Genomic DNA, 23,143 nt, shown 5'->3' with positions numbered 1-23,143 from the left:
ATGGGGTCAGAAGAACTTTTCTTCTGCCCCCATTTTCATCTGACCCCAAGTTCACGCCCTAGGCTAAAAGCTCGATCAGAATCTGTTCGTAGATTTCAGACAGGGTATTCAAATCGTCGGCCTTTACGCACTCATCCACTTTGTGAATAGTCGCATTGATGGGGCCAAGTTCGACCACCTGCGCGCCGGTAGGCGCAATGAAACGGCCATCCGAGGTGCCGCCGGAGGTTGAAAGTTCGGTTTCCCGGCCTGTCACCGTGCGAATAGCGCTCTGGCTGGCAGACACGAGTGCGCCCTTGTCCGTCAGGAACGGACGGCCACTGAGGTGCCACTGCAGATCGTATTTCAGGTTGTGGCGGTCCAGGATGGCTACCACCCGTTCCTCCAGACTTTCTGCAGTGTTTTCCGTGCAGTAGCGGAAGTTGAAGTGCACCAGGCATTCACCGGGAATAATGTTGCTGCCCGTACCGGCCTCCAGCTTGGTGATCTGGAAGGTGGTTGGCGGGAAAAAGTCGTTGCCGTTATCCCAGAATTCCTTTGCCAGCGCATCCAGGGCAGGCGCAACCAGGTGAACCGGGTTCTCGGCCAGGTGCGGATAGGCTACGTGGCCCTGAACCCCATGCACGGTCAGGTAACCATGCAGAGAGCCTCGTCGACCATTCTTGATCACATCCCCCACTTCTCGGGTGCTGGACGGCTCGCCAATCAGACACCAGTCGATCTTTTCGTTCCTGGCTTCGAGAGTTTCCACCACTTTGACCGTGCCGTGTTGGGCTGGTCCCTCTTCGTCACTGGTAATCAGCAGGGCTATGGAACCCCGATGGTCCGGGTAGCTTGCAACGAAGCGCTCGCAGGCGGTTACGAAGGCTGCCAGGCTGCCCTTCATGTCCGCGGCGCCACGGCCGAGGAGGTAGCCATCCCTGATCACAGGATCGAAGGGGGGGTGCGACCAGTTCTTTTCCGGCCCGGTTGGTACGACATCGGTATGGCCGGCAAAGGCCAGCACCGGTCCCTCGGAGCCCTTTCGGGCCCAGAGGTTATCGGTATCGCCAAAGCGCAGGTTCTCGCCGGTGAAGCCCAGAGGCGCAAGGCGCGACATCATCAGTTCCTGACAGCCGGCATCGTCTGGCGTAACAGACGGCCGGCGGATCAGATCAACGGCAAGTTCGAGGGTCGGGGAATCAGTTGTTTGCATGCAGCTCTTCATTCAGCTCGATGGCAGACTTGTTGGTTTTGCACTCCACCGCGCCAGTCTGGCTGTTACGGCGGAAAAGCAGGTCTGTCTGGTTGGCCAGATCGCGGGCCTTGATCACCTCAACCAGCTCGTTGTTGTCGTCGAGCAGCGCAACCTTGGTGCCGGCGGTGATGTACAGCCCGGCCTCGACCTTGCAACGGTCGCCCAGCGGGATGCCGATACCGGCGTTGGCGCCGATCAGGCAGTTCTCGCCAACGGCAATGATGATGTTGCCTCCACCGGAAAGGGTGCCCATGGTGGAGCAGCCACCGCCCAGATCAGACCCCTTGCCCACCATGACGCCTGCGGAAATGCGGCCCTCAATCATGCTGGTGCCTTCGGTGCCGGCGTTGAAGTTGATAAACCCTTCGTGCATGACCGTGGTGCCTTCACCCACATAGGCGCCAAGGCGAACCCGGGCGGTATCGGCAATGCGGACACCTTTCGGCACCACGTAATCGGTCATCTGCGGGAATTTATCCACGGATTTGACTTCCAGTGTGCGGCCTTCCAGGCGAGCCTGAAGCTGGCGGTCGGACAGTTCGTTCAGATCGATCGCGCCTTCGCTGGTCCAGGCCAGATTCGGCAGCAGGCCAAAAATGCCGTCCAGCTTCAATCCGTGGGGTTTGGCCATGCGATGAGAAATCAGGTGAAGCTTGAGGTAAACCTCCGGGGTGCTGGACGCGGTGTCATCTGTTTCGAGTACTGTGACAACCACCGGGCGCTTGCTAACGGCCGCTTTGTCCGCCAGTGATGCCTGGCCTGTCTGGCCGATCTGACGCAAGGCGTTGGCGAGCTGGCTGAGCTGCTCGGCGGTCGCGCTGATCGCCTGGTTGCCATCCTTGTAATCAAGGGCGTTGGAGATGACGTCCATCAGGGTGTTATCGGGTGTCATGACCGGCTGCTGGTAAAACACTTCCAGCCACTCGCCCTGGTTGTTCTGGGTGCCGATACCGATACCGAATGCAAAGCTCATCTGATGGTTGCTCCTGTTATGAATGTGGGGGCAGGGCAATGCCTCAAGACCCCTGAAATTAAAGTTTGGATCTGGTTTGCCCGAGATTCAGGCCAGCCATGCGGACCATTCGTCTGCACTGAAACCTACGCGCACATCACCGACGTTTTCGACAACGGGGCGCTTAATAATGGATGGATTCTCCAGCATGATCTCGTGAGCGCTTTGGGCGTCAATGGTATCACGAACGTCCTCCGGAAGTTTGCGCCAGGTGGTGCCACGGCGGTTCAGCAGGGTTTCCCATCCGACCGCCTGCTCCCAGCGGAACAGCAACTCACTCTGCAGGCCATCCTTCTTGAAGTCGTGGAATTCGTAGTCGATACCTTGTTCGTCCAGCCACTTCCGGGCCTTCTTTACGGTGTCGCAGTTTTTGATGCCGTACAGTTTCATGGCTTGTTCGCCTTAACAAATTCAACAATGCGTTCCGCTGCCTCTACGCACTCTTCCAGCGGGGCGACCAGGGCCATCCGGACACGGTTTTCTCCGGGGTTATGGCCATCCACGGTTCGGGAAAGATATCGTCCAGGCAACACGTGCACGTTCTGTTGCGCCGAGAGCTCCCGGGCAAACGTTTCATCGTCCATCGGAGTTATCGGCCACAGGTAAAACCCGGCATCCGGAAAATCAACATCCATAACTTCCCGGAGGATCGGGACCACGGCCTCAAATTTGGCACGGTACGCTGCACGATTCTCCCGAACGTGGTCTTCGTCGCTCCAGGCGGCGATGCTCGCCAGCTGATTGTGGATGGGCATGGCGCAGCCGTGATAGGTGCGGTACTTCAGGTAGCCATCAAGAATGCTTGCATCCCCGGCTACGAAACCCGATCGCAGGCCGGGCAGGTTGCTGCGTTTGGACAGGCTGTGGAACACCACGCAGCGGGCGTAGTCATCCCGGCCAATGGCGGCGCAGGTTTGCAGGAGACCTTCCGGCGGGTTGCCTTCCTCCGGATAGAGTTCGGAGTAGCATTCGTCGGAAGCAACGATAAAGTCGTGTTTGTCGGCCAGAGCTATCACCCTGGTCAGCGCTTCCCGGGAGATAACAGCACCACTGGGATTGCCCGGAGAGCACAGAAACAGTACCTGGCATTCCTGCCAGATGGATTCGGGCACTGAATCAAAATCCGGAATGAAGCCATTTGAGCCATCGCAAGGGAGGTATACGGGCGTCGCGCCAGCAAGGAAGGCGGCTCCCTCGTAAACCTGATAAAACGGATTGGGGCTGACTACGGTGGCAGGCTTGGTGGCATCCACGACAGCCTGAACCAGGGAGAAGATTGCTTCGCGTGTGCCGTTTACCGGCACGATGTTGTTCGCCGCGCTGAGGCTGCCGGCCTTCAGATTGAATCGGCGGGTTGCCCAGCCACTGATGGCCTCGCGGAGTTCATCCGTGCCCCGGGTGGTGGGGTAATTGGCAAGCTTGTCCAGATTGTTCGCAATGACCTGTTTGACGAAATCGGGCGAAGGGTGCTTCGGCTCTCCAATCCCCAGGGAAATCGGCCGGAGATGATCGGGCACGCTGATGCCTGCCTTCAGTTTGGCAAGCTTTTCAAAAGGGTAGGGGTGAAGTTTGTCCAGATTTGGATTCATTGAATGTCGTCCAGCATTTTACAAAGATCTTGCTGTAGGGCCTGGCATACCGCCGGCTCCCGGATGGGCTCGCCCTGTTCGTCCGTTACGAAGAAAACGTCCTCTACGCGCTCGCCGAGAGTAGCAATCTTGGCGTTGCTTAGGCGTACCCGGTGCTCCAGCAGCACCTGGCCGATGCGGGCCAGAAGCCCCGGGCGGTCGGGCGTGATCACTTCCATTACGGTGCGCTGGTTGATGGTGTCATTCGAGAACGTCACTTCCGTCGGGAAAGCGAAATGCTTGAGCTGGCGTGGAGTGCGCCGGTGGATGATGTCCGGATAGTCATCCGGGTCGTCCAGTTCTTCGATCAGGCGCAAACGCACCCGTTCTTTTCTCGCAGGGTCGATGCCCAGAGGCTGTCCCTTCTCATCAAGTACCACATAGGAACTGATCGAGTAGGGCCCCTCGCTTGAGCTGATGCGCGCGTCCACGATGTTCAGGTTCAGCTGTTCGAGGACCGCCGTTGTCGCAGCGAACAGGGCAACCCGGTCCTTCATGTAGATAATGATCTGGGAGTAGCCGTCCGTAGGGCCGCCCCGCGTGTCTCGAATCAGCACCAGCGGGTCCGTATTGTCGCCGTGTCTGATGATGGCAGCAGTCTGCCAGGCGATGTCCACGGTCGAGTCCTGGAGGAAATAGTCTTCGTCCACGGTGTCCCAGATGGCGTCGATCTGTTCGTCGGTCATGTTCTGGGCATGCAGGATTTCACGGGCTTCCGACTGGGTAGCGCGAACCCATTCCTGTCGGTCGATGGGCGTTTCAGTGCCCCGACGCAAAGCCCGTTTGGCCTCGATATAGAGTTGGCGCAACAGCGAGGCCCGCCACGTGTTCCATAGCTTCGGATTGGTAGCGCTGATGTCGCACACGGTTAGAACGTACAGGTAATCCAGGTGCGCCTGGCTCGGCACTGCCCTGGCAAACCCATGGATAATGTCCGGGTCGGAGATGTCTTTGCGCTGGGCTGTCATGGACATCAGCAGGTGGTTTTCCACCAGCCAGGAAATCAGCTGGGTGTCCCGTTCGCTCAGGTGATGCCGCTGGCAGAAGGCTTCGGCATCGATGGCACCCAGTTCCGAGTGATCGCCACCCCGGCCTTTGGCCACATCATGGTAAATGCCCGCAATGTAGAGAGTTTCCAGTTTCGGCAGCCTGTGAATCAGGCGAGATGCCAGCGGATACTCGGTTCGGGCTTCCGAGCCGCCAAGCCTCACCATGTTGCGGATGACCCGCATGGTGTGGGCATCCACGGTGTAAATGTGGAAAAGGTCGTGCTGCATCTGGCCAATGATCTGACCAAACTCCGGGAGATAGCGCCCGAGCACGTTGTACTTCTTCATGGCAGACAGCGTCTGATCCAGGGCATGGGGCGTTCTGAGCAGCTCCATGAACAGGGTAGTCACCGCCAGATCAGATCGGAACGCATCATCGATCAAATGCCGGTGGGCCCGAAGCGACCGGATCGTCGTGGCCCGAATGCCCTTGATCTCAGGGTGCTGAGCCAACAGAACGAAGATTTCCATGATGGCATAGGGCGCGTAGGCGAAGACCTGGTTGTTGACCGCTTCAATATAGTAGTTGCGAATCTGGAAACGCTTGTTGATAGGCTGGATGGCGTCTTCCGATGGGCTACCCAGAATCGCTTCGTCGTAATACTGCAGAATCACATCCGCCAGTTCGGCGAGGGCCAGGACGGTGCGATAGTAGGCCTGCATCATCAATTCGACGCCCAGCCGCTTACCTTCGTCTCTATAGCCGAGCATCTGGGCCAGGGCTCGCTGATGATCGAACAGCAGCCGGTTTTCATTCCGGTCAGCGAGCAGCTGCAGGCCGTATCGCAGTTGCCAGAGGAAGGTTTCACCCTGGAACAGAATCTGATGTTCTTCCTCGGTAAGAATGCTGAAGCGGGTCAGGTCAGCGATGTTCTGCAGTCCGAAATGTCGCTTGGTAATCCAGCCGATCGTTTGTATGTCCCGCAAGGCGCCCGGGGAACCCTTCACGTTTGGCTCGAGGTTGTATTCGGTATCGCCGTATTTCTGATGCCGTTGCTGCTGCTCCTCACGCTTCGCAATAAAGTAGTCGCGGTCGGTGCTGACATCATCGGAATAGACTTGCTCGCTCAGATCTGACCGGAGTTCATCCGGGCCGGCAATAGTGCGCGTTTCCAGCAGGTTGGTCAGTATGGTGATGTCTTCACGAGCGGCTGTCTTGCTTTCCTCGATGCTGCGAACACTGTGGCCGATATCCAGCCTGAGATCCCACAGCAGGGTAACAAACGCGCCCAGATCTTCGTGCCAGCTGTCTTCGATGCCGGCACGGGTGAGAATGAGCAGGTCGATGTCCGAATGGGGGTGCAGCTCACCCCGTCCGTAGCCGCCGACCGCGATCAGGGCAATGTCCGGTGAATCGGAAAAGGGGTAGCGGTTCCAGATCAATCTGAGAACCGTATCGACCGTGTCAGCCCGGGAGCGGACAAGGGCGCGCACATCGGCGCCTTGTCGAAAGGCTTCGGCATCGGCGTCATACCTGCCCTTTAACAGCTCCCGGGCCGCCGTAACCGGAGATGGGTCATTACTGATGCGGGATTCCAGCTCGCTTTGGTCCACTTAGAAGGACTCTTCCTTTCGCTTGGTCAAGACCTCATGGCCGTCCGCCGTCACAAGGATGGTGTGCTCCCATTGTGCAGAGAGTTTGTGGTCCTTGGTAACGACGGTCCAGCCATCCGGCAGAAGCTTGGTCTGGTACTTGCCCTGGTTGATCATCGGCTCAATGGTAAACGTCATACCTTCCTGCAGCTCCAGACCGGTGCCGGGTTTGCCGTAATGCATTACCTGAGGCTCTTCGTGGAATACTGCGCCGATTCCATGGCCACAATAATCGCGAACTACGGAATAACGGTGTTTCTCAGCGTGCTGCTGAATAACATGCCCGATATCGCCCAGACGGGTTCCCGGCTTGACCAGTTCAATACCTTTATAGAGGCACTCCTGTGTAATCTGGATCAGCCGCTCGGTGCCAGGTTTCGGCTTGCCGACAATCCACATTTTGCTGGTGTCGCCGTGGTAGCCATCCTTTATTACGGTGACATCGATATTAAGGATGTCTCCATCTTTGAGGATTTTCTTCTCAGACGGGATGCCATGGCAGATAACGTGGTTGACCGACGTGCAGATGGACTTCGGAAACCCCTTGTAGTTGAGCGGTGCCGGAATGCATTTTTGCTCATTAACAATATAGTCGTGGCAAATCCGGTCAAGCTCTTCGGTGGAAACGCCGGGCTTGACGTGATCGCCGATCATCTCGAGGACTTCGGCCGCCAGGCGGCCAGCGACGCGCATCTTTTCAATTTCTTCCGGTGTCTTGATCGATACCTGCATTGGGTTTCCCGTTGTTTGTGCCAAACCGGCATTTTAAGGGGCCTGCTGCCCGGGTACAAGGAAGCTCGCCGTCAAAAATAATGGCGTTTGTCGGGCCGAATATGGTATAAACGCGCCCGCTGGAAACGAATCCAGCAAATTCACACACGTGTCGGCACGTTATCCCAGGGTGCCTGCTCCTGCTTTTGAAGGAGCCAGGTTGGGGTAATCGGATACGTGGAGGACTAACCCGAAGCTAAAAAGGTAACTATCATGGCTCAGGTAAATATGCGTGACCTGCTGAAGGCAGGTGCTCACTTCGGTCACCAGACCCGCTACTGGAACCCGAAAATGTCGAAGTTCATCTTCGGCGCCCGTAACAAGATTCATATCATCAACCTTGAGCAGACCGTTCCTGCCATGAACGACGCGCTGAAGTTTGTTCAGCAGCTGGCAGAGAACAAGAACAAGATCCTGTTCGTTGGTACCAAGCGTGCCGCGGCCAAGATCATCAAGGAAGAAGCCGAGCGTGCCGGTCAGCCGTTCGTTAACCACCGCTGGCTCGGTGGCATGCTGACCAACTACAAGACCATCCGTCAGTCTATCCGTCGCTACCGTGACCTGGAAACCCAGAGCCAGGACGGTACTTTTGACAAGCTGACCAAGAAAGAAGCACTGGATCGTACCCGTGAAATGGACCGCCTGGAGCGCTCCATTGGTGGTATCAAGGACATGGGCGGCCTGCCGGACGCGATGTTCGTGATTGACGTTGACCACGAGCGTATCGCCATCAAGGAAGCCAACAAGCTTGGCATTCCTGTCATCGGCGTTGTGGATACCAACAGTGATCCCGACGGTGTCGATTACGTGATCCCGGGCAACGATGACGCTATCCGTGCGATCCAGATTTACGTGAAAGCCGTTGCTGATACCTGCATGGAAGCAGCCCAGTCTGCTGGTGCCGGTGCTGACGAGTTTGTTGAAGTCAGCGAAGACGCTGAAGGCGCTGCTCCAGCCGCTGAGTAACGTTTTACCTTCACGTTTTAGATGTAAGGTGTGCCCGGTGTTTTCCGAGGCACGCCGCCCCACCGAATTCGGAACAGTTGAGAGGATTGAACATGGCTGCAATTACCGCTGCAATGGTCAAAGAGCTGCGTGAGCGTACCGGCCTTGGCATGATGGAATGCAAGAAGGCACTTGTTGAAGCCGAAGGCAGCGTTGACGCTGCGATCGAAGAGCTGCGCAAGTCATCCGGTCTGAAAGCTGCCAAGAAAGCCGGCCGTACCGCCGCTGAAGGCGCTTCACTGATCAAGATCTCTGACGACAACACCGTTGCCTTTATTCTGGAAGTGAACTCCGAGACCGACTTTGTTGCTCGCGATGACAACTTCCTGAACTTTGCCAACGACGTGCTGAACGTTGCGTTTGAAAATGGCGAAACCGACGTAGCCAAGCTGATGGAAGGCGATCTGGAATCCAAGCGTGAAGCGCTGGTTCAGAAAATCGGCGAGAACATCACTGTTCGTCGTATCGTCAAGGTTGAAGGCCCGGTTGTTGGCGGATACGTTCACAGCAACAACAAGATCGCTTCGGTTGTCGCCCTGACTGCCGGTGATCCTGAAGTTGCCCGTGACATCGCCATGCACGCAGCTGCCGTTAACCCGCGTGTCGGCAAGCCGGAAGACATGCCGGCAGAAGAACTCGAGAGAGAGAAGGATGTGATCAAGGCCCAGCCGGATATGGAAGGCAAGCCTGCCGAGATCGTCGAAAAGATGATGGGTGGCCGCATCAAGAAGTTCCTCAAGGAGAACAGCCTTGTTGAGCAGCCTTTCGTCAAGAACCCGGACCAGACCGTGGGCGAGCTGATCAAGTCCAACGGCGGCGAGCTGGTTGGCTTCGTTCGTCTGGAAGTGGGTGAAGGCATTGAGAAGGAAGAAGTGGACTTTGCTGCCGAGGTTGCTGCTGCAGCCGGCACAGGCAAGGCCTGATCCTTCGTTCGATGCAGCGGGCTTTGAGCCACTGTATCACCTGAGTCTGCCACGTTAGCCGGGAATTCCCGGCTCTCGTGGCGGGCTTGTATCTGAGATACCCCTTTTTATGAGGAGTATGTCAGATACAAGCCTGCAACGGGTACCACGCCGGATAGCAGCCAACAGACGACAAGGGGATCATCATGCCGACATCATCGAAAACCCAGCCCAGATACAAGCGTGTTCTGCTCAAACTCAGTGGCGAAGCCCTGATGGGAGAGCACGATTTCGGTATTGATCCCAAAGTTCTTGACCGCATGGCACTGGAAATCGGTGCGCTGATTGGCATCGGCGTGCAGGTTGGTCTGGTTATTGGTGGTGGCAACCTGTTCCGTGGCGCAGCCCTGAATGCGGCCGGCATGGATCGGGTGACCGGTGATCATATGGGCATGCTGGCCACCGTGATGAACGGTCTGGCCATGCGTGATGCCCTGGAACGTTCGAACATCCGGACCCGTGTGATGTCCGCGATCCCCATGAGCGGCATCGTGGAGCACTACGACCGCCGTCGTGCGGTACGGGATCTGAAGGATGGCGATGTCGTGATCTTCTGCGCCGGTACCGGTAACCCTTTCTTCACGACCGATTCCGCTGCATGTCTGCGTGGCATTGAAATCGAGGCCGACGCGGTGCTGAAGGCTACGAAAGTGGATGGCGTATACTCAGCGGATCCGCACCTCGACAGCAGTGCAGAGAAATACGACTACCTCACCTATGATGAGGTTCTGGACAAGAAACTGGGCGTGATGGATTTGACAGCCATCTGTCTCGCCCGTGACCACGGCATGCCGCTGCGGGTGTTCGATATGAACCGTGCCGGCGCCCTTACTCGCATCGTAACTGGCGAGAAAGAAGGTACACTGATCGAATGAATCGCTGTCCCGGCACCACAGGATCGTGGCGCCAGATTACAGAATGACATGACGAACGAATTGAGGATGCTGAAGTGATCAACGACATCAAAGCAGAAGCCGAAAAGAAAATGAAAAAGAGCCTGGAGTCCCTTAACTCCGCGTTCAACAAGATCCGCACCGGCCGTGCCCACCCCTCTATCCTGGATAGTGTCATGGTGAACTACTACGGCCAGGAGACGCCGCTGAAGCAGGTGGCTAGCGTCAACGTCGAGGATAACCGCACGCTGACGGTCTCTCCCTGGGAGAAAAACCTGATGCCGACCATCGAGAAGGCTATCATGGCGTCAGATCTTGGCCTGAATCCGGCGACCAGCGGCGATATCATCCGTATCCCGATGCCCATGCTGACAGAAGAAACCCGTAAGGAAATGGTCAAGCAGGCAAAAGCAGACGCCGAGCACGGTCGTGTTTCCATCCGTAATGCGCGTCGCGACGCGAACAGCATGATCAAGGATCTGCTGAAGGAAAAGGAAATCACCGAAGACGACGAGCGCAAGGGCGAGGACGATATCCAGAAGCTGACCGATCGCTATATTGCAGAAGTCGAGAAGATGCTCAAGGCCAAAGAAGAGGACCTGATGGCGGTTTAACCGTCCGGACCTACTTGCAAGCGAATTGAAAGGCCGAAGCACCGAGGCGCTCCGGCCGCACAGGGGATTTCATGACGGGAACTGTATCCGCAGAGATTCCGGTGTCGGCAGACAGTCGGCCCCGGCATGTGGCCATCATCATGGACGGGAACAATCGATGGGCCAAGGCCCGTCGTCTCAAGGGAGTGGCTGGGCACAAGGCCGGTGTCGATGCGGTCAGGGCAGTGGTGGAAACCTGTGCCCGTGAAGGCGTGGAAGTGCTCACGCTGTTTGCCTTTTCCAGCGAGAACTGGCGGCGACCCAAGGACGAAGTATCCGCGCTCATGAAACTGTTCCTGTTCGCCCTTGAGCGCGAGGTTCGCAAGCTTCACCGGAACGATATCCGCCTGCGCATTATCGGTGATCGTTCAGCGTTCAGCGCTTCACTGCGTGAACACATGGAGTCGGCTGAAGAGCTGACCCGCAACAACTCCCGGATGACCCTAGTAATTGCCGCCAACTATGGTGGTCACTGGGATATCACGCAGGCCACACGCAAGGTGGCCGAGCAGGTCCGCTCCGGGCAGTTGGCACCCTCTGACATCACAGATGACCTTATTCAGCAGCACCTCAGCATCGGTGACCTGCCAATGCCGGACCTGATGATTCGTACCGCCGGTGAGCAAAGAATCAGCAACTTCATGCTTTGGCATCTGGCTTACACAGAGCTTTACTTTTCACCGGTGTATTGGCCTGACTTCCAACAGGAAGAGATGCTCAAGGCCCTGCATGCCTACGCCGGCCGACAGCGTCGCTTTGGCCAGACGGATGATCAGATAGCGGCCAAGGCTGTACAACAATAACGAACGATAGCGACGTTAACCGTGTTAAAAACCCGAATTATCACCGCACTGATCCTTGCTCCTATCGCCATTGGCGGGATCTTTTTCCTCCCGCCCCTGGGTTTTGCGCTCTTTACCGGCGCCATCATTACCCTGGGCGCCTGGGAGTGGGCGAATATGTCCGGTATTGAGAGTCCTGCTGGCCGGGTTGGCTACGCACTGGCCACCGCTATCATTCTCTACGGCCTGCTGAACGTTCCGTTTGTGGCGGTCCTCTGGTTAGCGCTGCTCTGGTGGGGCGTGTGCTTCCTTCTGGTTCGCAGTTACCCCGCCGGCTCCGAAAAATGGGGCAGTCTACCCGCAAGAGCGGTGATGGGGCTGTTCGTTCTGGTGCCGGCGTGGGTGGGCCTTAATCACCTGCGAACCGGCGGTTTCCAGTTTGGTGACAGTACCAACAACCTGCTGCTCATTCTCTACGTATTCTGTGTGGTGTGGGTTGCCGATATCGGTGCTTACTTCGCCGGTCGGGCGTTTGGCAAGGCAAAGTTGGCGCCCCGTGTCAGTCCTGGCAAATCATGGGCGGGCGTTTGGGGCGGCCTGATGGCCGTCGGAGTTTTTGCGCTGATTGTCAGCTGGCTGGCTTCGGCAGGGACGGTTCAGACCTCGCTGCTAATTGTTGCCAGCCTTGCCACGGGTCTTGTTTCAGTGTTGGGCGATCTGCTGGAAAGCATGCTCAAGAGGCACCGTGGCATCAAGGACAGTAGTCAGCTGTTACCCGGTCACGGTGGCATCATGGACCGGATCGATAGCCTGACGGCGGCCATTCCGGTATTTGCGTTAATTATTACCCAACTTGGTTGGCTGACAAGCGGGCACTGGTGACTATGGTAACCCGCTCTATCAGTGTTCTCGGGGCGACCGGCTCCATCGGTCTCAGTACCCTGGACGTTGTTCGGCGCCACCCTGACCGCTTCTCGGTCTATGCGCTCACAGCCAGTACCCGTGCTGAAGAGCTCGCGGCCCTCTGCCGTGAATTTCGTCCGAAAGTGGCGGTCATGGCTGATCCTGAAGCGGCCAATGTGCTCTCAAAATTGCTGGTAGACCTGCCTGAAACTCGCGTGCTTGGCGGGCTGGAAGGGTTGTGCGAGGTGGCCTCCACCCCCGATGTCGACACTGTGATGGCGGCTATCGTCGGGGCAGCGGGTCTTTCGCCAACACTGTCGGCGGTGCGGGCGGGAAAGCGGGTATTGCTTGCCAACAAAGAAGCGCTTGTGATGTCTGGCAAACTGTTTATGGATGCCGTGGCCGAAGCGGGGGCAGAATTGCTGCCGATCGACTCCGAGCACAACGCGATTTTCCAGTGCATGCCGGCCGACAAGGTCCGGGACCCTGCCGGTGCCGGCATCACTCGTATACTTCTGACAGCCTCCGGTGGCCCGTTCAGGGAACATTCTGCCGAGGATCTTCGATCGGTAACGCCCGCCCAGGCCTGTGCCCATCCGAATTGGTCCATGGGGCAAAAGATTTCCGTGGACTCGGCCACCCTGATGAACAAGGGCCTGGAGCTCATTGAAGCCTGCTGGCTGTTCAACACCACACCCCAGAAAGTTGAGGTGCATGTCCACCCTGAGAGTATTATCCACTCGATGGTTGAATATGCCGATGGCTCCGTTCTGGCCCAGCTTGGCAGTCCCGATATGAGAACACCGATTGCCAACGGCATGGCCTGGCCAGAGCGCATTGATGCCGGCGTTGCCCCCCTCGACCTGTTTGCGATCGGCCGCTTTCACTTCGAGCGTCCGGATCTGGGTCGTTTTCCGTGTCTGCGCCTCGCGGCGGAAGCGTTTGAGGCGGGTGGCACTGCGCCGGCGGTTCTCAATGCCGCCAATGAGGTGGCTGTTGCTGCTTTTCTCGAGGGCAGCCTGTGTTTTTCGGATATCCCCGTTATCATAGAGCGAACGCTGGTCGCGACTGCTGTTGAACCAGCAGACAGCTTTGACATTATCTTTGCAAAGGATAAAGAGGCACGGGCCCGTGCGCGGGAACAGATAGGTCTGTTAACTGTCTGATAGTCGCAGCGGAATGCTGCCCGGCTGAAGCCATTCAATCAGGAACGCTATGCAGATTATTGAAACCGTCCTAGCACTCGCACTTACCCTGGGTATCCTCGTGACCTTGCACGAATACGGTCATTTCTGGGTTGCCCGGCGTTGCGGCGTGAAAGTGCTCCGTTTCTCGGTGGGTTTCGGGAAACCGATGTTTTCATGGTACGACAGGCATGGAACCGAGTTTGCGGTTGCCGCCATTCCATTGGGTGGCTACGTGAAAATGCTGGATGAGCGCGAAGGGCCGGTGCCAGAAGAACTGAGGGACCAGGCCTTTACCTCCAAACCGCCAGGGCAGCGCATTGCCATCGCCGCAGCCGGTCCCGTGGCCAACTTCATTTTCGCTATTTTCGCATACTGGCTGTTGAGCGTGGTCGGCGTTACCCATGTCGCGCCCATTGTTGGGCAGATTGCCGATGAGAGCGTGGCCGAGCGGGTCGGTCTGCAGGAAGGCATGGAAATCCACGCGGTGGATGGCCACCGGGTAAGCTCCTGGCGCGATGTGAATATGCGCATTCTGGAGCGGACCGGGGAGCATGGCCTGATTTCCATGGAGGTTTCGGAGGACGGCGCGCGCGGGACGATCAGCGGCGAGCTTTCCGGTTGGGGCCTGAGTGATGACACCCCCAATCCTTTGGCCGAGTTCGGTATCACACCATGGCGCCCGGCGGTTCCCCCGGTACTGGGGCAGATTTCCGACGGTGGCCGCGCTCAGGCGGCAGGGCTTCAGCCTGGTGACCGCATCGTGGCCGTCAACGGGGAATCTATCAACAGCTGGTTCGAGCTGGTTGAATTTATTCGCAATGCCCCGGAGCAGACGCTGCAGGTAACCATCGAACGTAATGGTGCGGAACAAGCTGTCAGTGTAACGCCGGAGGCGAGGGCCGAAGAGAGCGGGGAGTCGATTGGTTTTGTCGGTGCCGGTGTGGAAGCTATTTCCTGGCCGGAAGAGGTTTTGCGGGATGTCAGCTACGGCCCGTTCGCTGCGGTGCCGGTTGCCCTCAGCGAAACCTGGGCAGATACCCGTCTGACGCTGGTGGCCATCCAGAAGATGTTTACTGGCCTGCTGTCGCCCACCAATCTCAGCGGGCCCATCACCATTGCCCGGGTGGCTGAAGCCAGTGTCAGCTCCGGATTCGAAGACTTCGTGCGTTTTCTTGCCTATCTCAGCGTGAGTCTGGGCATTCTGAATCTTTTACCTGTGCCGGTTCTTGATGGTGGTCATATCGTCTACTACACCATCGAAGCCCTCCGTGGAAAGCCGCTTTCCGAGCAGGCTCAGGCGTTTGGATTACGAATTGGTATGGCAATGATCCTCACATTAATGGTGTTTGCTCTTTACAACGACCTGATGCGGTTGTGAGAATTGCGAGCTCCTTACGCGCATTAACCAGGCGAAATATTTGAATGAGACGTTCTCTTCTAGGTGTAGCCGTTGGCCTCGCTGTGGCTGTGTCCGGCCTGAAGCCAGCACTTGCTGATCAGTTCACGGTGGCGGATATTGAGGTGGAAGGCTTGCAGAGGGTATCTGCGGGTACCGTGTTTTCCGCGTTCCCTGTCAATATTGGTGAACAGGTGGACGAGACTGAGCTGGCTGGTGCGATCAAATCGCTGTTCCGGACAGGGCTTTTTACCGACATTGAGGCCAGCCGGGATGCCGGCGTACTCATCCTGACGGTGCGCGAACGTCCCTCCATCAGTGACATCGAGATTGAGGGTAACAAGAACATCGAAACCGAGATGTTGATGGACGCGCTGGCGGGTGCCGGGCTCCAGGAGGGGCAGGTGTTCCGGCGCGCAACCCTTGAGCGTCTCGAGCTTGAAATCCTGCGCTCCTACATTGCCCAGGGGCGCTACAACGCCCGGGTAAAGGCTACGGCCGAGGAACTGCCCAGAAACCGCGTTGCGATTCGCCTGGATATCAACGAGGGGTCGGTCGCTGCGATTCACCATATCAATCTGATCGGCAACAAGGATTTCAGCGACGAGGAGTTGCAGGAACTGTTCGAGCTGCAGTCCACGAGCTGGTGGAATTCCCTGACCAACTCGGACAAGTACGCCAGAGAGCGGCTAAGCGGCGATCTGGAATCGCTACGGTCATTCTATCTTGACCGCGGGTATCTTGATTTCAACGTGGAATCCAGTCAGGTCTCCATTTCCCCTGACAAACAAAAAGTCTTTATTGCGATCGCCCTGAATGAGGGGCCCCAATACACCATTTCGGAAATCAACCTTCGCGGGGATCTCATCGTGGGGGAAGAGGAATTGCGTGCGTTGATTCCGGTTGAGGAAGGCGACGTGTTCTCCCGCTCCCGTATGACGGCCATTTCCGAATCCCTGGCGTTCCGGCTCGGGCGTGAGGGCTATGCCTTCGCCAACGTCAATGCTGTTCCGGAGCCCGGTGAGAACAACACGGCTGCCGTCACCTTCTTTGTGGAGCCTGGCAAGCGGGCCTATGTGCGCAGGATCAATTTCGATGGTAACGTGTCGACCCGTGATGATGTGCTTCGCCAGGAAATGACGCAGATGGAGGGGGGCGTGGCCTCTTCCGACCGCATCGAATTCTCCAAGACCAAGCTCGAACGTCTTGGCTTCTTCCAGACCGTGAACGTTGAAACCGTGCCTGTGCCAGGCACTGACGATCTGGTTGATGTGAACTACTCTGTCGAAGAACAGCCCACAGGCAGCCTGTCCGCGTCTGTCGGTTTCTCCCAGGATTCCGGGGTGATCCTAGGTGCCAATGTCTCCGAGAACAACTTCTTCGGTACGGGTAAACGGGTATCTTTCGGTGTGAACGTCAGTGATTCCATCAAGAGTGCGAACATCTCCTATCTCGATCCGTACTACACCGTTGATGGTGTGAGTCGGGGTTTTAGTGTTTTCGCCCGTGAGACTGACTTTGAAGAAGAGGATATCTCCTCATTCCTGCTGGATGAATATGGTGGCCGGGTAACCTTCGGATATCCCACCGACAACATTACCCGCCTGAATTTCGGCGCTGGCGTAACCCAATCGAATCTGACGGAAGGTCTGTTCACCTCCCAAGAGGTAAGTGAGTTTATTGATGAAGAGGGCGACTCATTCACCAACTTTTTCCTGTTTGGAAGCTGGCGCCGCAGTACCCTGAACCGTGGTGTCTTGCCAACCGACGGTTACAGTCACTCGCTGTCTCTTGATGTGGCGGTTCCGGGTAGTGATCTGACGTTTTATAAGGCCACACACAGAACCGATTTCTACTACCCGGTTACAAATGACAATCGCTGGGTTTTCCGAACGCGCACTGAGATTGGCTATGGAGATGGTTACGGCGATGTCGATCAGTTGCCGTTTTACGAACACTATTACACCGGTGGCTACGGATCTGTGCGTGGTTACGAGGCTAACTCTTTGGGCCTCAAAGCAACCAATAACATCAACGACCTTTCCGATCCTGATCCGTTCGGCGGTAACGTGCTGACCGAGGGAGGACTTGAGCTGATTTTCCCGACGCCCTTTGCCGGCGATACCCGTTCGATGAGGACCGCCTTTTTCCTCGATGCCGGCCAGGTATTTGACACGGCACGGGGGTTTGATCCGCAGCTGAGTGAAATCAGGATGGCCGCCGGTGTTGGCTTCCAGTGGATTACCGCGGTTGGTCCGCTGGCATTCAGTCTCGCCTACCCGCTGAACGACAAGGCTAGCGACGACACTCAGGTGTTCCAGTTCTCGCTGGGCCAGACCTTCTAAAGCATGGATAATAACAATCTACGGATGAAAACCAGGAGAAAACCAATGTCCCGATTTGTGTTGATGTTCGCTGCCGTGATGCTGGCGTTTTCATTCCCGGCGATGGCCGAAACCCGCATTGGTGTGGTCGATCTGCGTCAGGCACTGTTCTCGTCTGACGATGCCAAGACCTTCAGCGAGTCGCTTCAGAAAGACTTTGCCGGCGATGAAGCCCGGGTTCGCGAAGCGCAGGAAGAAGCTCGCAAGCTTCAGGAGCGTCTGGAAAAAGACGGTGCCATGATGAACGAGAGCGAGCGTAACCAGCTGGCCGGCGAGTTTCAGGAAAAGGTAAAAGAGTTCAACTTTTTGAAGCAGCGGCTGGATTCTACAGTGAATCAGCGCAAGCAGGCGTTTCTCGAGCAAGCCCGTCCCGAGGTAGACGCTGCGGTCAAGGAGCTGCTTGAGGAGAACAACCTTGATCTGATCCTTCCGAGCGAAGCGGTTGTCTATGTAAAGCCGGAAATGAATCTGACCTCTCAGCTTCTTGAAAAACTGAACCGTTAACCTGTGACGGGCACCCCGGTGCCCTGATCGTTGCTTGGGAGCTCGCAATGACAGAAAGGTCCTATCGCCTTGGGGATATTGCCAGTGCCCTCGGTGCGGAGCTACGGGGTGATCCGGATGTGAAGGTATCGGGCCTTGCGACCTTGCAGGCGGCTGGTCCCGACCAGATCAGTTTCCTTGCCAATCCGTCCTACGGTAAATACCTGGCAGATACGCGTGCCTCGGCTGTTATTGTCTCGCCCGCGTCGGCCAAAGATGCTCCGACCAACGTCCTGTTACTGGACAACCCTTATCTCGGATATGCTCAACTGAGCCACTGGTTTGATCCTGCCCCTGTTGCTATCCCCGGCGTTCATGCAACTGCAGTGGTGGATTCGTCTGCGTCCATTGCTGAGGACGCCTGTATTGGCCCCAACGTGGTAGTGGAAGCGGAAGCAAAGATCGGCGAGAAAGTCGTTGTTGGGGCAGGCTCCGTTATTGGCGCCCGCGCCAGCATCGGAACCCGCACGCTGATTCGACCGAGGGTAACGCTGGCCCACGATGTGGTCATTGGTGAGCGTTGTCACATCCTCAGCGGCGCCGTTATTGGCTCCGACGGTTTTGGCTTCGCCAATGAGAAGGGCGTATGGCATCGTATCGCGCAACTCGGTCGGGTTGTGCTCGGAAATGATGTGGAAGTGGGGGCAAACACCACCATTGATCGCGGTGCACTGGACGACACGGTGATTGGCAACGGCGTAAAGCTCGATAACCTGATCCAGATTGCCCATAACGTTCGCATCGGTGATCACAGCGCCATGGCGGCCATGGTTGGCATTGCCGGAAGTACTCGTATTGGTCGGCACTGCGTGTTTGGTGGCGCCTCGGGCGTGGCCGGCCATCTCGAGATTGGGGATCAGGTCCATCTGACAGGTATGACTCTGGTGACCGGGGATATCCGTGAGCCCGGAGTCTATTCATCTGGCACCAGCGCCGATACCAACCGTCAGTGGCGCAAGAATGCTGTGCGCTTCCGGCAACTTGATGCGCTGGCGCGACGGGTCAAAGAACTGGAAAAGAAATTAGAGGGCTGAGGCCGATCAACATGATGAACATCGACGAAATTCTGGAATACCTGCCGCACCGATACCCGTTTTTGCTGGTGGATCGGGTAACGGAGGTCGAAAAAGGAAAATCGATCAAGGGCTACAAGAATATTTCGTTCAACGAGTCATTCTTTCAGGGCCACTTCCCGAACAACCCGATCATGCCGGGCGTTCTGATTATCGAAGCCATGGCCCAGCTCTCGGGCATTCTCGGTTTTGTGACTGTGGGCCGGAAACCTTCTGACGGCGTGGTACAATACCTCGCCGGCTCGAGCAAGGCCCGGTTCAAGCGCCCGGTTTTGCCGGGAGATCAACTGTGCATGGAGTCGGAACTCATCTCCGGTAAACGGGGTATTTACAAATTCGAGTGTCGCGCCCTGGTCGACGGTGAAGTCGTCTGTGTGGCAGAGATTCTGACCGCTGAGAGAGAAGTTTGATGGCGACGAATGACTGGTCGGGTGTCCATCCTCAGGCGATTGTAGACCCGTCAGCCAGGCTCGGGGACAACGTTACTGTCGGGCCCTGGAGCTACATTGGCCCCGATGTGGAAATCGGCGAGGGTACCGAGATCCTGTCCCACGTGGTGGTAAAGGGGCCGACGGTTATCGGCCGGAATAACCGTATTTTCCAGTTCTCCAGTATCGGCGAGGAATGCCAGGACAAGAAATACGCGGGCGAACCAACCACACTGGTGATTGGTGACAACAACGTGATTCGCGAGAATTGCACGGTTCATCGGGGCACGGTCCAGGACCGGGGTGAAACCCGTATCGGCAGCGGCAACCTTTTGATGGCGTACGTGCATGTCGCTCATGACTGTATCGTCGGTGACAACACCATTCTGGCCAATTGTGCCACCCTGGCGGGCCATGTATCCGTCGGTGATTTCGCGATCCTGGGCGGTGGTACCATGGTGCACCAGTTCTGTCATATTGGTCCCCACAGCATGGCCGCCGGTGGCAGCATCGTACTCAAGGACATCCCGGCCTATGTGATGGCGAGCGGTCAGTCTGCTCAGCCACACGGCATGAACGTGGAAGGCCTCAAGCGTCGTGGTTTCAGCAAGGATGTCTTGCTGGCTCTGCGCCGCGCCTACAAGGTGATCTATCGCCAGGGGCTGACAACAGAACAGGCCGTCGAAGAGCTTGAGAAGTCCTACTCCGATGTTGCAGAAATACGCCCCCTCATTGACTCCCTGCGTGGAGCTCACCGCGGCATCATCCGCTAACCCGGCAGGAGCCTGTCGGTGACAGATCTTTCTCACGCGACCATCAGCGAGCGTAAAATCACATTCGGAATCATTGCCGGTGAGGCATCGGGGGATATCCTCGGTGCCGGCCTGATCCGTTCGCTGCGCCAACGCTATCCCCAGGCCCGGTTTGTCGGCATTGGCGGGGAGGAAATGGTTGCGGAGGGATTTCATTCCCTGGTGCCGATGGAACGTCTTTCGGTCATGGGGCTGGTGGAGGTTCTTGGACGAATTCGTGAACTGTTCAGCATCCGGGCCCGGCTCCTGGACTATTTCTTCGCCACGCCACCGGATGTCGTGATCGGTATCGATTCTCCGGATTTTACGCTTGCGATCGAACGGCGCTGCCGCGAGGCCGGCATTCTTTCCGTGCATTATGTCAGCCCATCGGTCTGGGCCTGGCGGCAGAAGCGGATCTTCAAAATTGCCAAGTCGGTCAACCTGATGTTGACGCTGTTTCCTTTCGAAGCGAGGTTTTACGAGGAGCATCAGGTGCCTGTAGCCTTCGTGGGCCATCCACTGGCGGATCGAATTCCCGTGGCACCGGATACCCTCAAGATGCGGGAGTCGTTGGGAATAAATGCGGATGCACCCGTACTGGCGGTGCTTCCCGGTAGTCGTGCAGGAGAAGTGGAGAGACTTGGTACCTTGTTCCTTGAGGCCTCTCGCTGGATACAGGAAAGAAGACCTGATCTGCAGTTGGTGATCCCCTGCGTGAACCGGGACCGGGAGAAGCAGGTGCGCGATCTGGTCGATGCGTTGGAGTTGAAGCTTCCGGTTACCATAATACGCGGGCGTTCCAGGGATGTTATGGCCGCCTCCGACGTTGTGCTCTTGGCCTCTGGAACGGCAACACTCGAAGCGATGCTTCTTAAAAAGCCGATGGTTGTAGGGTACCGCCTGAGCGGGTTCAGCTATGCTCTTCTGTCGAAGTTGGTGAAGGTGCCTCATGTCGCATTGCCCAATCTCCTCGCCAAGCGCCAGCTTGTTCCAGAGCTGCTCCAGGACGACGCCACGGCCGAGAGTCTGGGTGCAGCAGTGCTTGAGCGACTCGAGAACAAAGAAGAGAGGGCGAGGCTTAACGAAGCCTTTACCGAGTTGCACCATGCACTGAAGCAGGGGGCTGATGAAAAAGCCGCTCAAGCGATCTCAGACCTGATAGAGCAGGGTGCCCACTGATGCCCAAGAGCCCTTTGCCACCCTTCGAGTGTCGTTACACCGGTTCTTTGCTTGCCGGTGTGGACGAAGTCGGTCGGGGGCCGCTCATCGGGGCCGTTGTGACTGCCGCGGTCATTCTGGATCCGGACCGGCCAATCGCAGGCCTGGCTGACTCAAAGAAGCTGACCGAGAAGCGTTGCAACGCCCTCTACGATCAGATTCTCGAGCATGCCAAAGCCTGGAGCATTGGCCGGTGCGAGTCCCACGAAATTGACCGGCTGAATATCTACCAGGCCACAATGCTGGCTATGGAGCGCGCAGTGTCGGGGCTGGCTGTGGTGCCTGAGTACGTTCTGGTGGATGGCAATCGCTGTCCCAAGTGGCGCTGGCCGTCGGAACCGGTTGTCAAAGGCGATAGTCGGGTGGCAGCCATCAGCGCCGCTTCTATTATTGCCAAAGTAACGCGTGACCGGGAAATGGAAGCGCTGGAAGCGCGTTTTCCCGGTTTCGGCCTGGCGCAGCACAAAGGTTATCCGACCCCGGTCCATCTGGAAGCCCTGCGCCGCCTCGGAGCAACCACTGAACACCGCCGCTCGTTTCGACCTGTTCAGGAAGTGATTGAGACAGTGGGGTTTTATCGAGATCAGATTGCCACAGAGCCCGAAGGGCTCCAGTACCGGGCCGACCTTTTCGAAGATATCGATTGACAGTTCCGCATCCAATCCTTACTATACGCGCACGTTGATCGGGGTAGCCCGGTAAACAACCAGTTTTGATGCGGGGTGGAGCAGTCTGGTAGCTCGTCGGGCTCATAACCCGAAGGTCGTTGGTTCGAATCCAGCCCCCGCTACCATTATTGAAATAAAGCCCGCATCTTGCGGGCTTTATTGTTTGTATTCGACCTTTGTGAGCATACCCACCATAAGCAAAAGGCCCGTATTTGGGGACCTTTTTTTCGCACTTCAGCATGCGCATTTTTTCTCCACTGCCCCTGCCCAGACTTTTTTGTAACGTTGTGTATGTCGCTTGATTCCGTTAAGCAAAAATTTGCCCGCCTGATCAATTACTTCCCCGCTTTATTACCAATCCCTGACGGGAAATTGACATTTTCGTAATTAGGAAAATGACCCCAGTCACACCGATAATCGTCCGCGTTTTATACAATTTAACAAAGTCGACGATTTATTGGTGCTTAATGCTTATGAAACGCGTCATCAAAGTGTCACAGGCATGGATCGCCGCGTTTATTTTTGGAGCACTTCTCACAGGCTGTGGGGGTGGATCATCGGGTAGTGCTAGCGTCGATTCGCCGGGCGATTCTGGAGATTCCGCTGGATCAGGCAGTCAAGTTGATTCCGGGGGCGCCGGCGGACAAGAGTCATCTCCAGAGCGCTCCGCAGTATTGAGCTGGAGCGCTCCCCTGACTCGCGTTAACGGCGAGAGCATTCCGATGGGTGAGCTCGACAAATATGTGATCCGGTACGGTCAGGATGCTGACGAGCTGAGCGAAGAGGTGGTCGTCACCAATGCTCAGGCCGAAGCGGAAATGTCCTACGAGGTGAGTGGTCTGGACGCAGGGACCTGGTATTTCACTATCCAGGTTCAGGATACCAACGGGCTGACCAGTGAGCCCTCCGATGTTGTGAGCAAGTCCATCCGTTCCTGAAACTAGAACCCCGGGCCTGGAGTATG

22 protein-coding genes and 1 tRNA gene are annotated in these 23,143 nt (G+C 56.9%); 17 read left to right on the top strand and 6 right to left on the bottom strand.

Annotation, left to right across the window (positions count from 1 at the left end; translation table 11 throughout):
- Nucleotides 1-58: 58 nt before the first annotated feature.
- The 6 genes from dapE to map all read right to left on the bottom strand — a co-directional run bounded on the left by dapE (nt 59) and on the right by map (nt 7,251).
- Nucleotides 59-1,195: a succinyl-diaminopimelate desuccinylase gene (gene dapE / locus CFB02_RS08550; protein ID WP_014576625.1), complete on the bottom strand. Its 1,137-nt coding sequence runs from the start codon at nt 1,193-1,195 to the stop codon at nt 59-61.
- On the bottom strand, nt 1,182-2,210 hold the full coding sequence (dapD, locus tag CFB02_RS08545; protein ID WP_088557665.1) for a 2,3,4,5-tetrahydropyridine-2,6-dicarboxylate N-succinyltransferase: 1,029 nt from the start codon (nt 2,208-2,210) through the stop codon (nt 1,182-1,184). Before dapD ends, dapE begins: the two co-directional genes overlap by 14 nt.
- Before the next feature lie 87 nt (nt 2,211-2,297).
- On the bottom strand, nt 2,298-2,639 hold the full coding sequence (locus CFB02_RS08540) for an ArsC family reductase (RefSeq protein WP_088557664.1): 342 nt from the start codon (nt 2,637-2,639) through the stop codon (nt 2,298-2,300).
- Nucleotides 2,636-3,838: a succinyldiaminopimelate transaminase gene (gene dapC, locus CFB02_RS08535; RefSeq protein WP_088557663.1), complete on the bottom strand. Its 1,203-nt coding sequence runs from the start codon at nt 3,836-3,838 to the stop codon at nt 2,636-2,638. The genes CFB02_RS08540 and dapC overlap by 4 nt, the downstream gene beginning before the upstream one ends.
- A complete protein-coding gene (locus CFB02_RS08530; protein ID WP_088557662.1) occupies nt 3,835-6,480 on the bottom strand; it encodes a [protein-PII] uridylyltransferase in 2,646 nt (881 codons plus the stop codon). The genes dapC and CFB02_RS08530 overlap by 4 nt, the downstream gene beginning before the upstream one ends.
- The gene (gene map, locus CFB02_RS08525) at nt 6,481-7,251 is read right to left on the bottom strand and encodes a type I methionyl aminopeptidase (RefSeq protein WP_008170385.1); all 771 of its coding nucleotides are present in this window, start codon (nt 7,249-7,251) and stop codon (nt 6,481-6,483) included.
- A gap of 252 nt (nt 7,252-7,503) precedes the next feature.
- On the opposite strand from map, the gene rpsB reads away from it, so the two are divergent.
- The 17 genes from rpsB to CFB02_RS18340 all read left to right on the top strand — a co-directional run bounded on the left by rpsB (nt 7,504) and on the right by CFB02_RS18340 (nt 23,117).
- Entirely contained in the window at nt 7,504-8,256 is a 753-nt protein-coding gene (rpsB, locus tag CFB02_RS08520; RefSeq protein WP_008170383.1) for a 30S ribosomal protein S2, read from the top strand.
- A 92-nt stretch (nt 8,257-8,348) separates the two neighbouring features.
- Nucleotides 8,349-9,218 (top strand): translation elongation factor Ts, encoded by an 870-nt coding sequence (gene tsf / locus CFB02_RS08515; protein WP_088557661.1) that lies wholly within the window; start codon nt 8,349-8,351, stop codon nt 9,216-9,218.
- Between the two features lie 185 nt (nt 9,219-9,403).
- Entirely contained in the window at nt 9,404-10,132 is a 729-nt protein-coding gene (gene pyrH / locus CFB02_RS08510; RefSeq protein WP_008170379.1) for a UMP kinase, read from the top strand.
- 74 nt (nt 10,133-10,206) lie between these two features.
- Nucleotides 10,207-10,764, top strand: a complete 558-nt coding sequence (gene frr, locus CFB02_RS08505; protein WP_008170376.1) for a ribosome recycling factor — start codon at nt 10,207-10,209, stop codon at nt 10,762-10,764.
- A gap of 71 nt (nt 10,765-10,835) precedes the next feature.
- Nucleotides 10,836-11,606 carry a polyprenyl diphosphate synthase gene (gene uppS / locus CFB02_RS08500; protein WP_088557660.1) on the top strand — a complete coding sequence of 257 codons (771 nt, stop codon included), beginning with the start codon at nt 10,836-10,838 and terminating at the stop codon, nt 11,604-11,606.
- Between the two features lie 21 nt (nt 11,607-11,627).
- Nucleotides 11,628-12,467 carry a phosphatidate cytidylyltransferase gene (locus CFB02_RS08495; protein WP_088557659.1) on the top strand — a complete coding sequence of 280 codons (840 nt, stop codon included), beginning with the start codon at nt 11,628-11,630 and terminating at the stop codon, nt 12,465-12,467.
- Nucleotides 12,468-12,469: 2 nt separating this feature from the next.
- Entirely contained in the window at nt 12,470-13,654 is a 1,185-nt protein-coding gene (gene ispC / locus CFB02_RS08490; RefSeq protein ID WP_088557658.1) for a 1-deoxy-D-xylulose-5-phosphate reductoisomerase, read from the top strand.
- A 49-nt stretch (nt 13,655-13,703) separates the two neighbouring features.
- Nucleotides 13,704-15,053 (top strand): RIP metalloprotease RseP, encoded by a 1,350-nt coding sequence (gene rseP, locus CFB02_RS08485; RefSeq protein ID WP_088557657.1) that lies wholly within the window; start codon nt 13,704-13,706, stop codon nt 15,051-15,053.
- Between the two features lie 44 nt (nt 15,054-15,097).
- Nucleotides 15,098-17,416 (top strand): outer membrane protein assembly factor BamA, encoded by a 2,319-nt coding sequence (bamA, locus tag CFB02_RS08480; protein WP_088557656.1) that lies wholly within the window; start codon nt 15,098-15,100, stop codon nt 17,414-17,416.
- Between the two features lie 45 nt (nt 17,417-17,461).
- Nucleotides 17,462-17,959 carry an OmpH family outer membrane protein gene (locus CFB02_RS08475; RefSeq protein ID WP_041645134.1) on the top strand — a complete coding sequence of 166 codons (498 nt, stop codon included), beginning with the start codon at nt 17,462-17,464 and terminating at the stop codon, nt 17,957-17,959.
- A gap of 47 nt (nt 17,960-18,006) precedes the next feature.
- Entirely contained in the window at nt 18,007-19,032 is a 1,026-nt protein-coding gene (gene lpxD / locus CFB02_RS08470) for a UDP-3-O-(3-hydroxymyristoyl)glucosamine N-acyltransferase (RefSeq protein ID WP_088557655.1), read from the top strand.
- Between the two features lie 11 nt (nt 19,033-19,043).
- Nucleotides 19,044-19,481, top strand: a complete 438-nt coding sequence (gene fabZ, locus CFB02_RS08465; RefSeq protein ID WP_008170365.1) for a 3-hydroxyacyl-ACP dehydratase FabZ — start codon at nt 19,044-19,046, stop codon at nt 19,479-19,481.
- Nucleotides 19,481-20,272 carry an acyl-ACP--UDP-N-acetylglucosamine O-acyltransferase gene (gene lpxA, locus CFB02_RS08460; RefSeq protein WP_008170364.1) on the top strand — a complete coding sequence of 264 codons (792 nt, stop codon included), beginning with the start codon at nt 19,481-19,483 and terminating at the stop codon, nt 20,270-20,272. Before fabZ ends, lpxA begins: the two co-directional genes overlap by 1 nt.
- Nucleotides 20,273-20,290: 18 nt before the next feature.
- Nucleotides 20,291-21,472 carry a lipid-A-disaccharide synthase gene (lpxB, locus tag CFB02_RS08455; RefSeq protein WP_088557654.1) on the top strand — a complete coding sequence of 394 codons (1,182 nt, stop codon included), beginning with the start codon at nt 20,291-20,293 and terminating at the stop codon, nt 21,470-21,472.
- On the top strand, nt 21,472-22,158 hold the full coding sequence (gene rnhB / locus CFB02_RS08450) for a ribonuclease HII (protein ID WP_088557653.1): 687 nt from the start codon (nt 21,472-21,474) through the stop codon (nt 22,156-22,158). The genes lpxB and rnhB overlap by 1 nt, the downstream gene beginning before the upstream one ends.
- A gap of 69 nt (nt 22,159-22,227) precedes the next feature.
- Nucleotides 22,228-22,304, top strand: a tRNA-Met gene (locus CFB02_RS08445).
- A gap of 270 nt (nt 22,305-22,574) precedes the next feature.
- A complete protein-coding gene (locus CFB02_RS18340; RefSeq protein ID WP_319823078.1) occupies nt 22,575-23,117 on the top strand; it encodes a fibronectin type III domain-containing protein in 543 nt (180 codons plus the stop codon).
- The last annotated feature ends 26 nt before the right edge of the window (nt 23,118-23,143 follow it).

It is taken from the genome of Marinobacter sp. es.042 (assembly GCF_900188315.1).
GTDB lineage: Bacteria > Pseudomonadota > Gammaproteobacteria > Pseudomonadales > Oleiphilaceae > Marinobacter.
This window is presented reverse-complemented; position numbering and strand designations above follow the sequence as displayed.

Bases quoted from the DNA above. Each gene is read 5' to 3' on its own strand.
- dapE (WP_014576625.1), bottom strand. From the start codon at position 1,195: ATGCAAACAACTGATTCCCCGACCCTCGAACTTGCCGTTGATCTGATC.
- dapD (WP_088557665.1), bottom strand. From the start codon at position 2,210: ATGAGCTTTGCATTCGGTATCGGTATCGGCACCCAGAACAACCAGGGC.
- CFB02_RS08540 (WP_088557664.1), bottom strand. From the start codon at position 2,639: ATGAAACTGTACGGCATCAAAAACTGCGACACCGTAAAGAAGGCCCGG.
- dapC (WP_088557663.1), bottom strand. From the start codon at position 3,838: ATGAATCCAAATCTGGACAAACTTCACCCCTACCCTTTTGAAAAGCTT.
- map (WP_008170385.1), bottom strand. From the start codon at position 7,251: ATGCAGGTATCGATCAAGACACCGGAAGAAATTGAAAAGATGCGCGTC.
- rpsB (WP_008170383.1), top strand. From the start codon at position 7,504: ATGGCTCAGGTAAATATGCGTGACCTGCTGAAGGCAGGTGCTCACTTC.
- tsf (WP_088557661.1), top strand. From the start codon at position 8,349: ATGGCTGCAATTACCGCTGCAATGGTCAAAGAGCTGCGTGAGCGTACC.
- pyrH (WP_008170379.1), top strand. From the start codon at position 9,404: ATGCCGACATCATCGAAAACCCAGCCCAGATACAAGCGTGTTCTGCTC.
- uppS (WP_088557660.1), top strand. From the start codon at position 10,836: ATGACGGGAACTGTATCCGCAGAGATTCCGGTGTCGGCAGACAGTCGG.
- ispC (WP_088557658.1), top strand. From the start codon at position 12,470: ATGGTAACCCGCTCTATCAGTGTTCTCGGGGCGACCGGCTCCATCGGT.
- rseP (WP_088557657.1), top strand. From the start codon at position 13,704: ATGCAGATTATTGAAACCGTCCTAGCACTCGCACTTACCCTGGGTATC.
- bamA (WP_088557656.1), top strand. From the start codon at position 15,098: ATGAGACGTTCTCTTCTAGGTGTAGCCGTTGGCCTCGCTGTGGCTGTG.
- CFB02_RS08475 (WP_041645134.1), top strand. From the start codon at position 17,462: ATGTCCCGATTTGTGTTGATGTTCGCTGCCGTGATGCTGGCGTTTTCA.
- lpxD (WP_088557655.1), top strand. From the start codon at position 18,007: ATGACAGAAAGGTCCTATCGCCTTGGGGATATTGCCAGTGCCCTCGGT.
- fabZ (WP_008170365.1), top strand. From the start codon at position 19,044: ATGATGAACATCGACGAAATTCTGGAATACCTGCCGCACCGATACCCG.
- lpxA (WP_008170364.1), top strand. From the start codon at position 19,481: ATGGCGACGAATGACTGGTCGGGTGTCCATCCTCAGGCGATTGTAGAC.
- rnhB (WP_088557653.1), top strand. From the start codon at position 21,472: ATGCCCAAGAGCCCTTTGCCACCCTTCGAGTGTCGTTACACCGGTTCT.
- CFB02_RS18340 (WP_319823078.1), top strand. From the start codon at position 22,575: ATGACCCCAGTCACACCGATAATCGTCCGCGTTTTATACAATTTAACA.